This window comes from Vibrio maritimus (assembly GCF_021441885.1).
Lineage (GTDB): Bacteria > Pseudomonadota > Gammaproteobacteria > Enterobacterales > Vibrionaceae > Vibrio > Vibrio maritimus_B.
This window is the reverse complement of the sequence record NZ_CP090438.1, coordinates 499723-515608: the sequence shown is the minus strand read 5'-3', so window position 1 is coordinate 515608 and position 15886 is coordinate 499723. Positions and strand designations below refer to the sequence as shown.

The following is a 15886-nucleotide window of genomic DNA, read 5'->3' as shown; positions in this document are numbered from 1 at the left end:
CCTATTTCTCCTGCTTTAGATCCTCTGGCAGCTTGTATTCCCCTTTACTTCGGGAGATCTCGCTAACCGTTGGCGAATCTAGTGGTCCTTTGACCGAATAATTAACCTGGGTAACAACCTCAACAACCGGAGAGATCACCGTCGTCACGGCCAAAACAACCAACGCGGTTTGGGGTGTCACAGCAAAGGCGGTGATAATTGGAATACCCGAGGTCATATCCGGTGTGAAGCTCACCTCTGCATCCACAGTTTGTGTCGGCAACTCAGCTAAGCCTTTGATCTTCATTTCACCCGCGACCGCATCCATCATGATGTCGTTTGTCACAAACACACCGTCGCGAATCTTACCGGAACCTGTGATGGAGTTGAACGCCATCCCTTTATCAAACACATCGGTAAAATCGAGCTGCATCTTGCGTATGATCGAGTCTAAACTGAACAGACCTAATAATCGAGCGGCACCGCTGACATCTGAGATAACCCCCTTGCCGAGTTTGGTGTCCATCTCGCCGTTCACGGTATTAAGGCGCATTGACCATGGCGCACCTTCCCAGTCCAACTTAGCATTCATCTCAAATGGCGCACGCTGAATACCAGAGGTGATGCCGAATCGCTCCATTAGGTCGCTGTTGTTCTCACCCTTGACCTTAAAGTTCACCTTGGTCTTATTCTGGTCACCAGACACCAGCCAACTGCCGTCGATATTAACCTGGTTGGTCCCGCTAGATAGGTTAAACTTGTTCCAGACGAGCTTATTCCCAGAGCGTTCCACATCCATATCCACTTTGCCCACTTTGTAGCCTTGGAACCAAAAGTTATCGATCGTCAGCTGTGTATCGGGCAATACGTCAAATAATGAACGTTCAAAATCGCTCACTGGCGGTGCTTGCGGGTTCTCTTGCGTGATGATCGATTCATCTTCTTCAGCAAGCTCATCGAGCTCTGGAACATAGATGTGTAGACGATTAAGTGCTAAATGTAGCTCGTTATTGTCGCTATAACTTGCTTCACCTTTCGCCTCTTGGCTATCTAAAGAGAACTGCCAGCCCCCTTTCTTATATCTAGCATCGAAGTCCACATCATGCCATTCGATGCCACCTAACGTCAGTTCCTTCGCCTCGACTGTGGCTCTTCGTGGCAGAGGGAGTTCTGGTTTAGGTAAATCATCGAGCACCGCTTTTTTATCGCTTGGCGGCTCTTTGAATACTTCACTCCATTGGTCAAGGTTCAATTTATCCGAGCGCACCTGCACATAGTGACCGACAATCGGGCTAATCTTGAAGCCGCCCTCACCGAGTACTAAGTTCGTCGCTTCTAGAACAGGGACGTCTTTGGTGATATCAATTTCCGTCTGATACTTAACGGACGGCAGCTGCAATCGAGCAGAGATGCTTTCTTGATTTCCCGATGCCTGAAGTCGCGCCTTCCCCTTCTCTCCGAATGCCTTGCTGAGCGGATAAGGATACTGGCTGGCAATGGTTGTCAAGTTGGCATCGAGATCCAATTGATAAGTAAAGCCAACGTCATTGAGCTGAATATCGACATCCAAATGCCAAGGTGAGTGCCCCGCTAATCGGCTGACTACTTTGTCACCGATATACGGCTCTAATGGTGCCATTTTCCAATCGCCCACGGCATCAATGTTCACCGCATAGCCCTTGCCCGCATTCTGGCCTTGGAAATCAAGGTTGATTGGCTGATCCAGTAAGTTAGCCGACAACCCTGTCGCTTTCACCACATCATTATCGAACTCAACTCGACCAGACACCTGCTCTAACGTCATAGGTGGCGCATCGATTTCAACATGGTTATTACTCAGCTCAGCAAAACCCCACGCTCGTGATGGCGTGCTATCGCCTGAAAACGGAATGTAAAGCTGGAAATCGGCATTGACGTCACCACTCACCTGCACGGCTGTCAGCGCCGCACCGACTGAGTCGACTAATGGCGACGCCGTCATATAATCGCGTACCGCACTGCCTTTGCCTTTCGCTTTCGCTTCAATCTCTAGGTGGCCATCGCCGCTCAGCACAGGAATACGACCTGTGATGCGTTGTCCCTTAACGTTCATTAGAGTTGCAGCACGAGAATCTAGGTGCATGCTTTCATTTTGGAACAGCAGATCGAGTTGCAAGTCCGTAAGCGGCGGCCAATTGGTATCAAAACTAAACTTCGCATCTCTCAAGCCAACAAAGGCTTGGAACATACCGTTGTTTTCTCGGTACGGGAAATCAGACAATCTGCCATACCAAAGCAGTTTTGAGGTGTTTACGCGACCCGCTTGAATGGCAGCAGACAAGTAATCCGTCAGGCTTTGCCCCATCGCCAGCGTTGGGAGATAACGCCAGACTTCACCGGCATTGTACAAGTCGGCTTCAGCGTAAAAAGATAGAAATGGGCTGTCGTCTTTCGGAAAATCGAGCCTAAATGCACCAAGCACCTGAAGATCGGGCGTTGCCGCCGTCACTTTATCTGACCACAGTGACCAACCTTGCTCACCATGGTTCTCCCAATGGATATCAACAAGACCTTGTTTGATATTCAGCGGCGCTTGAAACACATCACCGTATGGAAATCTGTCATCAATCACTGATACGCGAGCATAAGCTCGCTCAGTATTACCGCGAACCTGACCAGAAACCTGCGAAAAGCCAGGCAACAGCGCCCATTGTGACATGGATACTTGCTGCAACTTGGCCGAGTATTTCAGTGAACCCTCACCATCAAGTTGGGAAACGCGTATATCCTCAATGCGACCACCAGGGTTTAGCTTGGTAAGCCAGTCATTTAGAGTTGCATTGTTGCTCAATGTGGTTAATGGCTTGAGTGCATTAACGTCTAACTGAGAGACATTCACCTGCCACTGATTATCACGATTCCAATCCACCGCAACATCGAGCTCCGGCCAAGCAATATCATCGGTTCGAGCGTTGACTTGATGAACGTTTAGTTGCCAACCAGATTCAGATGGCAAGAGGTGCAGTACCGCCGACTCGACAATGAGATCATGCTGCGTGTTAGCTTTTGACCAAGAGAGCTCTGACGGCAGTACTTCAAGATACGCTTCTTTTGCTTTGCTATCCTCAAGCTTTAACCAAGCTCGTGAACTGACTGAACCCGTTTCGATACCTGTTTGCTCTCTTTGCTCTTGTGATAGCCATGGCGTCAACGACATCTGTTCAACAGAGACATAAAAATCGCCACTGACGCTCGTTAAAGAACCATTATCGATAAAGTCGGCACGCACCTCGAGCGCATTTAGGTTCACATCGGCAATCGATACCACCCCCTGAGCAAGGTGGCGACGCTGCTCATTGCGCCATTGAAGGTTTTCGATTTCAAGCTGACGCGCTTCACCCGAGATCGAGGTGTAATGAATGCTCGAGTTAGCGACGGTAAAGCGGTCCAATTGACGTAGCAACAAGTTGTCGAGTCGCTGAATTAACTGCTCGCCACTTTTGGCAGGCGTCTTATCTTGCTCTGAATCCGTACTCTCCGTTGCTTTTAGCAAATCCACCGAACGAACATCGAGCACCATGTCATTGATGACCATGTCAGCAAGTACGGGTTGCTGCTGCAATAGAGTTTGTATGAGGTCGAACTCCAGTTCTAGGTTCGCCACCTTGAACTCAGTTTCAGGGCTATCAGGCAGGCCAACGGAGACCCCTTGAAGTGAGATGGAGGGGTGGGTATTTCGCCAAAAACCGCGAACATCTTTAAGCGAGACGTTAAGTCCGGTCCCTTGATTGATCCAAGTGACAATCTCAGGCTGGATTTTATTGAGTTGTGGCAAGCCCACACGCAGCACTGTGACCGTGGAGGCAAGCAGCACCAACACGGTCAGTAGAAGCCAAAGAAATAGGCGTACGATTTGATTAACGCGAGGACTCACAAACTTCTCATCACATCATAACAACGTCAAATTGTTCTTGAATATACAAAGGCTCTGCTTGAATACGCACTTGCTTACCAATAAAGACTTCAAGCTCAGCAAGCGCATGTGACTCATCACCCTCAAGCGCATCCGCCACAGCAGGCGCCGCATAAACCACAAAGTTATCGGCATCGTAAGCACGGTTAACGCGCGTGATTTCTCTCAGGATCTCGTAACAGACTGTCTCGACCGTCTTCACTGAACCACGCCCCTCACATGTTGGACAACCGCTACATAGGACATGTTCAATACTTTCGCGTGTGCGCTTACGAGTCATCTCGACTAAACCAAGCTGAGTAAAGCCATTGATGTTGGTTTTTACTCGATCTTTGGCTAGCGCAGCTTCCAATGACGTCAAAACGCGCTGACGGTGCTCATCAAGCCCCATATCAATAAAATCGATAATAATGATGCCACCAAGATTACGAAGTCGCAGCTGACGAGCAATGGCTTGCGTCGCTTCAACATTGGTATTGAAGATGGTCTCTTCTAGGTTACGTCGGCCCACAAACGCGCCAGTATTGATATCCACTGTGGTCATGGCTTCGGTTTGATCGATGATCAGGTAACCACCAGATTTAAGATCAACTTTGCGTTCCAGTGAGCGCTGAATCTCATTCTCAGTGTCAAACATATCGAAGATAGGCTTATCACCTTCGTACAGCTCGAGCAAAGATTCCAGCTCAGGTACGAACTCACTGGTGAACTCTTTTAGGCTCTCATAGATAAGGCGAGAGTCGACTTGAATGCGGGTGATCTCTGTGCCAACAAAATCACGCAAGATACGATGAGCTAAGCCCAATTCACCGTATAGCGTCGAGCGAGTTTTGTATTTAGACCGGCGCTCGTTGATTTTGAGCCAAAGTCGCTTTAGAAAAGCAGCATCTTGAGCAAGCTCTTTCTCATTGGCACCTTCTGCCGCAGTTCGGATGATAAAGCCACCATTTTCATCGCAATGCGCGGCGACAACCTGCTTAAGACGCAAGCGCTCTTCTTCACTCTCAATGCGCTGAGACACGCCAACATGACTGGCTCCAGGCATAAAGACGAGATAACGAGATGGCAAGGTAATGTCGGTAGTGAGACGCGCGCCTTTGGTGCCTAGCGGGTCTTTAACGACTTGCACAACAATATCCTGACCTTGGCGAACCAGCTCAGAAATATCGCGAACTTGGAACTGTTTTTTCTCATTCTCGGCAACACACTCAGTGTGAGGAACGATATCAGAGGCATGCAAGAAAGCCGCTTTCTCTAGGCCAATGTCAACGAACGCCGCCTGCATACCCGGTAAAACGCGGCTTACCTTGCCTTTGTAGATATTACCAACGATGCCACGCTTTGCTTCGCGCTCAATATGGACTTCTTGTAGAATTCCACTTTCAATCATCGCAACTCTTGTTTCACTAGGAGTTACGTTTATCAACAGCTCTGCACTCATGAGCGCACCTCAATATTTTTAATTATTTATAAATTCTTGCAAGAGCTGGTCAGTTTCATACAGTGGCAGTCCCATAACAGCGTAATAACTGCCCTCGATACGAGTGACAAAACGCCCACCTAATCCTTGGATACCATAACTGCCAGCTTTATCTTTGGGTTCACCGCTTTGCCAATATTGTTCTATTTCTTGTTCGCTAAGGGGTTTGAACCACACATCGGTCGTCACAACCACCGATGCTTGCTTTAATTCGCTTACTACACTGACCGCTGTCAGTACTTGGTGTTTTCGTCCAGACATGCTGCTGAGCATAGCTCTAGAGTGACTGAAATCACTTGGTTTTTCTAATACCGTCTCATCGAGCACGACGACCGTATCAGAGCCAACAACCACACTATTGGGCTTGCTTAATGCTAACCCGGCTTGCGCTTTTTCTAGCGATAGGCGCTCAACATATTGCTCGGGAGACTCACTCGCTTGCTTTTGCTCTTCAATGTCTGGGCTGACAATCGAAAAATCGTAACCCAGTTGAGTCAGTAATTCACGCCGCCTAGGTGACGTCGATGCCAATACAATAATCAAAGAGTGAGCTCTATCTGACATGCCAATGCCTTCTTACACGACGCAGCAGTAAAAACATCCATGGCCAAAGTATACAGTTAATCAGACCGCTCCACAGCGACATCGGATTAAAAGTCACGTCTTGGATCAAATACTCGCCGAAAAAGATGCACACCTCGAGCACCATAGAAAGCAATGCCATGATGGTTGCCTGCTGCCATAACGCCATGTTCCTGAGTACTAAGAAGTTTAACGCTATAACGTAGACGACTATCGACATCATCATGCCGCGGATACCTAGCGTAGAACCGACAAGCAGATCCCAGACTAAACCGACAAACAGAGCAGTACCCACATTGACACGATGCGGCAAGGCCAGCACCCAATATCCGAGTACTAAAAACAGCCATGAAGGACGGATGAAATCCAATACGCCAGGCCAGGGAATAGTTTGCAGAACGAGTGCGACCAACAACGATGTGCCAATCACCATATGACTGCGAAATGAACTGTTAGCCATGATTGTGTGTTAGTCCTTTATTCTGCATTGAGGATATCTTCCACTTCTTGCTGTTGCCTGTCGTTATTTGGCCAGATCAGCAGTAGGTAACGTAATCTGTCAAAATCCACTACCGGCTCCGCGACGATATTGGCAAACTCTCGGCGATTGTCACGTTGAACCGATTTGACATGAGCCACCGGGTACCCCTCAGGATAGATACCACCTAGACCTGAGGTGACGAGTAAATCGTCAGGCTGAATATCCGTACTGGTTGGAATGTGTTCCAACTGTATTTCATCAATGGATCCATTACCTGACCCAATAACACGAATATCATTTCGGATAACTTGAACTGGAATCGCGCTGTTCGAGTCAGTGAGCAACATAATTCGACTGTTGTGAGCACCAACAAAGGTAACCTGACCGACAATACCGTTCTCATTGATCACCGGCTGACCTTCATAAACGCCATCAATGCGGCCTTTATCGATCACCACTTGGTGGCGATACGGAGAGGTATCGACCGCCATTACTTCGGTCACCACCTTCTTCTCGTCTCGGACAAATGATGAGCCAAGAAGTTCTCTAAAGCGTTGGTTTTCTTCACGATATTGGTCAAGCAAAATTAAATCGCTTTTTAAGCGAAGCACCTCTCGTTTGAGGTTAATGTTTTGCTCTGCCAAGCCCTGACGGGTATTTAGGCGTTCATAAACGCCGTCAAACATCGAGCGAGGAAGGTTAGCCGCATATTGAATCGGTGCCACGGCACTGTTCAACAAGTAGCGAAAATTTGAGAATGTGTCTAAACGACTATCAGCCAGCATTAAGCCGGCTGATAATGTAACAGCAAGAAATAACCGAAGTTGTAAAGAAGGACCTCGACCAAATATTGGTTTCATGTACGCATAACCTTGATGTGGACTCTAGTTTTAGTGCCACACCAAAACTAGAGAGAAACCATTATTCTTCTGTAAATAGATCGCCACCGTGCATGTCGATCATTTCTAGCGCTTTACCGCCACCACGAGCCACACACGTTAGTGGATCTTCAGCGATAACAACTGGAATACCCGTCTCTTCTGTTAGCAGGCGGTCAAGGTCACGAAGCAGTGCACCGCCACCTGTTAGTACCATACCGTTTTCAGAGATATCCGATGCTAGCTCTGGTGGACACTGCTCTAGCGCAACCATCACAGCAGATACGATACCCGTTAGTGGCTCTTGAAGCGCCTCTAGGATCTCGTTTGAGTTTAGGCTAAAGCTACGTGGCACACCCTCTGCAAGGTTGCGACCACGAACCTCGATCTCTTCAACAGTATCACCTGGATACGCAGAGCCGATCTCGTGTTTGATCTTTTCAGCCGTTGCTTCACCAATCAAGCTACCGTAGTTACGGCGAACGTAGTTGATGATCGCTTCGTCGAAACGGTCACCACCGATACGAACAGACGATGAATAAACTACGCCGTTTAGCGAAATAACCGCAACTTCAGTCGTACCACCACCGATATCGACCACCATTGAACCCGTTGGCTCAGACACGCGAAGACCAGCACCAATTGCCGCTGCCATTGGCTCATCAATTAGGTACACTTCGCGCGCACCCGCACCCAGTGCCGATTCGCGAATCGCACGACGTTCAACTTGAGTAGAACCACAAGGGACACAGACAAGTACACGCGGGCTTGGCTTGAGTACGCTGTTGTCATGCACTTGCTTGATGAAGTGCTGAAGCATTTTCTCAGTCACGTAGAAGTCAGCGATTACGCCATCTTTCATCGGACGAATGGCAGAAATGTTACCAGGTGTACGACCTAGCATCTGTTTCGCTGCATGACCGACGGCCGCAACGCTCTTCGCTGAACCCGCACGGTCTTGACGGATAGCTACAACAGAAGGCTCGTCTAGGACGATACCCTGTCCTTTTACATAAATCAGTGTGTTGGCAGTACCTAAATCAATCGATAGGTCGTTAGAAAACATGCCACGCAGTTTTTTAAACATATTCTTCGCTCGTCCTGCAAGAATTAGAAGACAAAAATTGCACTAAATGTACCAATGCCGCGCCATCACAGCAAGGCATTGAAGCAGAAACATTGGAGGAAACCCCCATTTTCTTACAGTTTCCTTACTTAACGCAAAAAATTCACAGGATTTATTGGCGAGATGCGATTAACCAGCCTTCATAAATACGCTCAATGCCATCCCCTCGCCCTAAAAAAACCGTCTCGTTAAGTCGCGAATGCGAACCAAACCATAAAACCCACCAATAACGCGACAACATACGATAACCCGTGACCCGCAATCTGGTATTCTATGGGGATATTCCACCAGTTTATAATTACTATGAATCGTTCGCGTTTTACTGTTCTGCTTTTGTCTAGTGCCTTAGCATCCGCCTCATTAGTTGGGTGTAATGACGACAGTTCGGTATCCTTGGGAGACCCAATTCCTACCGCACCAATCAAAAAGCATGGTCCTGACTGTGACCCAAGCGCAGTGTCACAAACCATTCGATTCATACACGTCGCAGACTTACATGGCCATTTTGGTTATCGAGAACAATTCTATAGCAAGATCAAACAGGCACACCTGTCTGCCCTTGACGACAACGCCTATACGCTGTTTACCAATGGTGGCGATGACTACGAAAAAGGTACGGTCGCAGAGCAATTGTCTGGGGGTTATGCGACACTCGAAGCAACTCAGGCGCTCGCATTCGACTATCGCGTTATCGGTAATCACGACTTTGCTTGGGGCCCTGAACAGTTATTAGAGTATTCAAGAGACGACGTTGCCACCGTGCTCGCGTCGAATACATCCTACTATGGGAACGATACGGAAGGCTTTAACGGTGTCGACTTTGCGATTGCACAGGTGGGCTGTGTTAAGGTCGGATTTTTCGGCATGACCTCAGGGCCATGGAATGAACTAGACCAAGAAGTCACGCCTCCTGGCGATTTTATTGACGATTTTAGCATGCGTTGGGACTGGAACGACCGTGCAAGAGAGCTCATTTCAGCCTATGGTGAGCAGGTCGATTACATGGTTATGCTCAGCCACCTCGGCCACGGCACGGATACCGCTTTGGCTGAATTTGTCGATGGTATTGACCTTGTCCTTGGCGGGCATACCCATGATTCACCCACCACAACTCTTATTAACAACAGTACGGTTGTGTTACCTGACTTTAATGCTAAAGGTTACACCGACATTACGGTTACCTTTGATCTTGCCACTAAAACCGCAACGACGAGCGCTCCTCAACCACAAAGTATTGCTGAATCTTCACCTATCGATCAAACCACTCAAACCAAGATCGATAGCATCATGGGCACCTATGCGCCAGACGCCAGCACTGAAATCGCAATTTCTCAAAAACAGCCCTCACGCGACGAAGTTCTCGACATCCTTCATGCCAGCCTGACCGACTTTACCGCTCCGAAGACAGCAAAACGTTACACAATTAACGCGAGTTTCCTCAACCGCGATGAGATCGAAGACAGCGAAATTTGGGCCCCAGGCTCATTGACACAAGAGGATTTTCACAACGCCTACCCGATTGAGCGCCAGCCGTCCAACACGCCGGGGTTCAGCGCCTTATATCAGGTCATCGTTAGCGGAGATGAGCTGATTAACATGATTGAATCTGACACTGAGCTTGCCTATCGAGGTCCTGCAGTAAACGATATTGATGTAACGGAGAATTACAACATTGGATTATTCAAGTCAGCGGCCTGGAATCCAGAGCTTTTTTTCAATGCGAGTTACTACACGAAGGAAGAAGCAGAACTAATAGCCGAAGCATGGGAGATTTTTGATAACTATGCGCGTTCACGCACGGCGAACTGCTTATACCTCGATGCCGATGACCTACTGTTTAGCTGTGACCAAGATGCCCCCAACACCACTTCAATCTGGAATTTCTCAGACAGCAGTGACATCTTTGCCACCGAGCAAAATCAAGCTTCTTCAGTGGAACTCACTGATGAACTTGGCGATGCTCTGCTCTGCGGCAGCAACTTGCTTAGCTGCGGCACCACAGAGTCACTTTCGGTTCCTACACTGCCTGATGGTAGTATCGGCAACATTATCAAGCTCGGAGCCCTAACGGCGTTGAGCAATGGTCGTTTTGAGCTCTCGACACAACATGCAGCGAATGGTGATTTCGCAAGTCTTGACCGTATTTCGAATTACACGTTGGTCTTCGATGCGCTATGGCCAGCCAGTGACAAATACCGAGCCCTTGTCGATGCCAACGACGACGATGGTCAACCCAACATCTATCTCTCTCCAGAAGGAGATATTGGAGTCTCACCACAATATGAAGGTTATTTTGAGCCTAATACTTGGTATCGAATTGCCTTGGTATTTTTTGCATCCAGTGAAGGAGACGTCGCGTACAAGCTCTATGCCGATGGCGAGTTTATTGCGTCCATGCGTTATGCCGGTTTAGGACAACTTTGGTCAATGGACAGAAATGGGTTAGCGCTATTTACAGATACAGCTGACGGCAAGTTTGAGTCGGGCGAGGTCTACCTAAACTCGCTCATGTTCACACCTCGCTCACTGACCAGCAATGATATTGCGGCGCTCGGAGGGGTGAAAAACGCCATTGATTACACCCCTTCCGTTCGCACACTTAGCCAATCAGTTGAACGTGCTTACCAAGATGCGCCAGTAGATTGGGCTCACAAGTGGGTCACACAGCGTGCCAAGTTCTTTAATAACAGGGAAAAATAGCCAGACAGCGGACTAGAAATAGTCCGCATATAACCTTAGTGGATCCGGTTGAAGTCGTGCTTTGCGCCAGTTCGAATCAAAGTGATACTTGAGATAAACGTTAAACACGCTTGGCTGATAATCGCTCGCAAATTGCTGTGATACATAACCGACAAAACTCCAATGATCGCTGATCCGATATTCAGTATAAAGCTGCAAACCAGCACTGACCCCTTGTGATGTTGACGGAGAGGTACCTGGAATATTGTATGGCGCATCAAACGACGCATTGGAGAATGAGACCGTTCCCCTCACTCCATAAGTCCAGTCAAAACTATGACGTCGATAGTAGGAAACGGGCACAGAGAACGACGTATAGTTTTGCGGACTGTAATACTTACCATGGCCAATAATCACTTCATTGACATTTTTATCGTATCCCATATAAAACACGGTGCCCCCTAATGAGAAGGCTTCTTCATCTGTACTGATAAAGTTATAGTAAGTCCCGAGCATGCCTGACGTACGATCATTATCGGCAACATTGTTGCCTGTCAATTGATGGTACTCAAGGTAACCCCAGACCCCATAGGGACGACCGTCATTCCATGAGGCACTCAATGTAGCACCTGTGCGAGTGACCCCGCCAAACTCCGTCGTCTCCCCAGTGCGCTCGGTAACAGATAGGCCCGAATAAGAGATCAAACTCGCGGTAACCGGACGCTTAGAGAGATTGCCTCTCAATGTCACATCTCCCCACTCGGTCACACCTTCGATACCACCAACCCAGTCTGTATAACGAAAACCAACGGGCGTAGTACCAATATCGGCTTGCCAGTTATCCGCTTCCCAACCAATCGAAAACGCCTGCCCTACTCGATCACGCTCAAATTCAACATTGGTATTGTAGTACGTCAAAGAGCCGCTATTGAGGTACACGCTATCGGTTCTGAGCTTAAGTCGACCGTTCCATTCAGGCATGGCAATCCCAAGCTCAAACGGGACGGTTAGGTACTTTGAGCCACCTGGAACATTATTAAATTCTGAGCCAACAATGAAATATGACTCGTGCCGTTCATCCAAACGATCCAATGTGGCAATGATATCATTGGTCATCCAATTGTCGTCTGCTGCACGATAGGCGCTACCGATATCACGGGTACGGTCGAGGCCTAGTCGCTCTTTGTCGTCCAAAAGCAATGCTTGGCGAGCATACTGTTTCGTCAATGCGTCATTAGGCTGCTCAAGTGATGCTTCTTGTAGTTGCCAGTAATTAAAAGCGCTTAGCGATTTTAACGGCAAATGGTTGTTAAAGAAGTTGATATAAGGCTTATTGTTGGTTTGAAGTGCCATTGAAAGGCTACTTACCACCTGCTCATCACTGAGTTCGAACACACGCTGAGCCTGAATTTCTAACACAGGGTCAACATATTCGGGTGAGGCGGCCAACCACACACTCATTCGGGCGTCAGAAATAGGAAAGCCTTCCTCTAAACGCGCCAAATAAATCTCAGACGCCTGCTTGGTTTTCTGCTGCGCTAACAGTCTATCTGCTTCAAACAAGCTGTGTCGCTGAGTCATCGACGACGAGAGAGCATTCCTTCGTTTTGCCTCTTGATACACCGACTGATGGAACTTGGCATTATTCACATCAAACGCCGCTTGTGACATCAACTCCAGCTCGGGAATAGAGAGCTTAGCCACGTCGACAGCATCCATTTCAGCCTGTGCACGTTCATCAAATGGTGTTTCGGACCACAACACGATTGCACTAGGGCGATCCTTTTTCGCAACGTCATCAATGTAACGGACGAGATCATCACCTCGTAACCCTTGTGCAGCAATTTGCTGGCGATAGTATTCGAGTTTCACTCTAGAAAACGTTGCAACTTCAGCGGCCGTCAGCTGCTGAGCCTCGGAGGCATTAATGACATCAAACGCTTCTCTCCAGCGTCCTTGACCTGATAGGTAGAGTACATAAGCATGGGTATGCTCACTATCTTTATGTGCCTGATAGGCGTTTGTCATCACCTTATCAGCCAATCGAGAGTTACCCAAACGTAATACTTGCTCGGCAATGTTTCTTTTTACCCAAGGTAAATAAGCGTTGCTCTCCAGTACCTTTCTGAACTGCTCTCGAAACTGTTCGTTACTTTCGGGTAGCTCACTGCTAGCGACCAGTTGGTCGTAGACAAACAAATGCTCTACCTCAGCGGCATACGCTTCAATTTGAGCTCGTTGAGATCGGTTCAACGTGTTTAACGCCTCGTATTCCCCCCTATTGCCCTTTTCCGGATCATAGGTTTGCACCCATAACTGTATTGCTGAGCTGCTCAAAGGCTCTATCGTTAACGCTTTATTCGCAGCTTGGTGAGCTAACTTATACTCTTGTTGTTCAAGGTAAATTCGCCCTTTAATGGTATAGGCAAAGGATTGTTGGGGATCTAGAGAGATCGCCACATCGACCTGCTGCATTGCTTGTGCGTATTGCTGAGCACCTAAAGAACGCCTTGCTGCATCAAGCGCTTGCCAGAAACGAACAGAGCGAATTTCAGCCTCGTAGAAGTCAATAAGGTCAGGCGAATCATCGAGTTTTTGTGCCGTCAGGAAGTAATCGAGCGATATTTGGAAATCATTAGTGCTGTAATAATAACGACCTAAAGCTACTAGAGTGTCTGGATCATTAGGATACTTGCGGTTTGCCGCGAGTAAGGCGTTCAACGTCGATTTGTTGTACTGACCTTGATCAACACTCTCGAATGCAGCGAGCTTACCTCGATAAATAGGATCTCTTCTTAGTGTTTTTTCACGCTGCCAGTTCTGTCTTGCTGTCTCGTACTGTTGCTGAATAGATAGGTTTTCTGGGTGATAACTCGCAATCAGCTCAAACGTCTCCATCCACTTTTCGGACATGGGTTGGGTCTGCAGTTCATTCATCCACAACGTACTCGCGAACACCCCCAATCGGGAGTCATTGGCAAGCTCTCGATAGATGGCTAATGCCTCCTCCTCTCGTCCATAGCGGGAAAGGTGCCTGGCAAGTCCCAGTCTAATTTCCCCTACGTCGGGAAAACGCCTATTCAATTCCTCATAGGATTCAAGCACTTCTTGCTCATACTTTGGAAACGTCGACTTAAGCCCTAAATAACTCAGTTCACTGCTAATATCAGGGCGGTGAGGACCATAAAGTTTCTCGAACAGTTCCAGCGCAGCTTCATTCTGACCACCACGCTGCAGTAACAGCGCCTGATTGTACTGGTCTTGTTGGGTGGAATGTAGGGATAAGTAATTACCAAAAGCAGACACCAACTCTGAGTTAGTGCTCTTATCAAGCTTACCAAATAACGCTTGTGCTTCTTGTAACTGGTTATTTCGCACCAACCAACGCGCTTTCGCAAACACAGCCTCTGGACTATTTGGGGCAATAGCGAGCCAACGCTCTACCGCGCCTTCAACTAAGGTTTCATCTTGTTTGAGCTCACCAATCACAATTTGGTTTTCTAACCAATCTGGCGCGTTGCTATAAAAGATCGATGGCACATCCACCGCCCAGACGGAGGTACTGAAAACGGTTAATGCTGTCGCTGCTATCTTAGTTGATACCGCCCTCACTGTTACTGTTCACCTTTTTCAGCCCAAGGGAGCAATAACTCACCCGTATCACTAAAGCGATACTGGTTGTCATACCAACCCAAACCAAATAATGCCAACACATTGTTGTAGTACTCATCATTACTATCCGTCACTAGATTTGTGCGGATACGATTTGCCCACAAGTCTGCTATGTCCGTTGATGAGTGAATCATTAGTAAAGGTAACAGGGCAGCATCAAAGCCCACAGGGCCTTTCTTCTCTAGCCTTCCAGTTTGAGCATAGGTGTTAAGCGGTGCAAAGCCCTGAGTCATCGACTGCTTCGCAAAAGACGTCAATGAATCGATAATAGGCTGATAACCATCCATTGCATTCGGCATCATACCCGCCCAAAGGTAGCTTCGAATGGCATTGTAGTTACCAATGTCGGTCGTCTGTTGGTCGTAACTAATGGCATTACCATCATATAGCAACCAATCCGGGCTAACGCCTTTCGCCTGACTGTTCGTCAAAAGCTTAAGTGACCCTTGATAAAGATCTTTCCATTCTCCTTTGGTGTCGCGCGATGCAAACGCCGCTAACAACGGCATTGGAGTATAGCTAGGGTTGAGCTTGACCTTATCTTGCAGCTCAAAGCCTTGTTTACCGGGTAAAAGCTGTCTGTCACCTGGCCCAAAAGCGACCGTTTCTTCTCGCAAAATACGTTCAGCTAGCAAATAGCCGACATTCTGATAATAGTCATCACCCCAGATACGCCCAGCTTCGATCAAGGTATACGCGATCCACAAATCTGAGTCAGAAGCAGAGTTTGCATCGAGCACACCGTATCCCTGACTGGTTTTTCCCCACAACCAAGCAGGAAGACGAGCGGTGAGATCACCTTGCGCCAAATTCTGTTGAGTCCAGTTATAAAGCAGATCAAACGCCTTACGATCATTCGCCACTAGTGCAAAAAACAGGGCGTAAGACTGCCCTTCCGATGTCGTAATCAACCGCTTATCCGAACCATCGACAATGCGCCCTTGTGGTGTCATGTAAACCGCTTTGAAACGGCTCCAATCTTGCCATTCATCTGCGTGCGCCACGATTGTTGTCACGCTTAGCAAAAGAGCTAGGGTCGTAATCCAAGACTTCATAG

At 48.0% G+C, this 15886-nt stretch carries 9 protein-coding genes; 1 reads left to right on the top strand and 8 read right to left on the bottom strand.

What is annotated here, in order from left to right; translation table 11 throughout:
• Window position 1 precedes the first annotated feature (1 nt).
• The 6 genes from LY387_RS02345 to LY387_RS02320 form a co-directional block, all read right to left on the bottom strand.
• Window positions 2–3892 (bottom strand): YhdP family protein, encoded by a 3891-nt coding sequence (locus LY387_RS02345; RefSeq protein WP_234495187.1) that lies wholly within the window; start codon window positions 3890–3892, stop codon window positions 2–4.
• A gap of 10 nt (window positions 3893–3902) precedes the next feature.
• On the bottom strand, window positions 3903–5372 hold the full coding sequence (gene rng / locus LY387_RS02340; RefSeq protein WP_234495186.1) for a ribonuclease G: 1470 nt from the start codon (window positions 5370–5372) through the stop codon (window positions 3903–3905).
• 18 nt (window positions 5373–5390) lie between these two features.
• Window positions 5391–5975, bottom strand: a complete 585-nt coding sequence (locus LY387_RS02335) for a Maf family protein (protein WP_234495185.1) — start codon at window positions 5973–5975, stop codon at window positions 5391–5393.
• On the bottom strand, window positions 5965–6453 hold the full coding sequence (gene mreD, locus LY387_RS02330; protein WP_042496399.1) for a rod shape-determining protein MreD: 489 nt from the start codon (window positions 6451–6453) through the stop codon (window positions 5965–5967). The genes LY387_RS02335 and mreD overlap by 11 nt, the downstream gene beginning before the upstream one ends.
• Before the next feature lie 17 nt (window positions 6454–6470).
• Entirely contained in the window at window positions 6471–7334 is an 864-nt protein-coding gene (gene mreC / locus LY387_RS02325) for a rod shape-determining protein MreC (protein WP_042473408.1), read from the bottom strand.
• 61 nt (window positions 7335–7395) lie between these two features.
• Window positions 7396–8439 carry a rod shape-determining protein gene (locus LY387_RS02320; RefSeq protein ID WP_042473407.1) on the bottom strand — a complete coding sequence of 348 codons (1044 nt, stop codon included), beginning with the start codon at window positions 8437–8439 and terminating at the stop codon, window positions 7396–7398.
• Window positions 8440–8781: 342 nt separating this feature from the next.
• On the opposite strand from LY387_RS02320, the gene LY387_RS02315 reads away from it, so the two are divergent.
• Complete coding sequence (locus LY387_RS02315) at window positions 8782–11178, top strand: metallophosphoesterase (protein WP_234495184.1); 2397 nt, start codon at window positions 8782–8784, stop codon at window positions 11176–11178.
• A 12-nt stretch (window positions 11179–11190) separates the two neighbouring features.
• Here the strand turns inward: LY387_RS02315 and LY387_RS02310 are convergent, their stop codons facing one another.
• Together LY387_RS02310 and bcsZ are read right to left on the bottom strand one after the other, a co-directional pair.
• Complete coding sequence (locus tag LY387_RS02310; RefSeq protein WP_234495183.1) at window positions 11191–14769, bottom strand: cellulose synthase subunit BcsC-related outer membrane protein; 3579 nt, start codon at window positions 14767–14769, stop codon at window positions 11191–11193.
• 2 nt (window positions 14770–14771) lie between these two features.
• Window positions 14772–15884 carry a cellulose synthase complex periplasmic endoglucanase BcsZ gene (gene bcsZ, locus LY387_RS02305; RefSeq protein ID WP_234495182.1) on the bottom strand — a complete coding sequence of 371 codons (1113 nt, stop codon included), beginning with the start codon at window positions 15882–15884 and terminating at the stop codon, window positions 14772–14774.
• Between the last annotated feature and the right edge of the window lie 2 nt (window positions 15885–15886).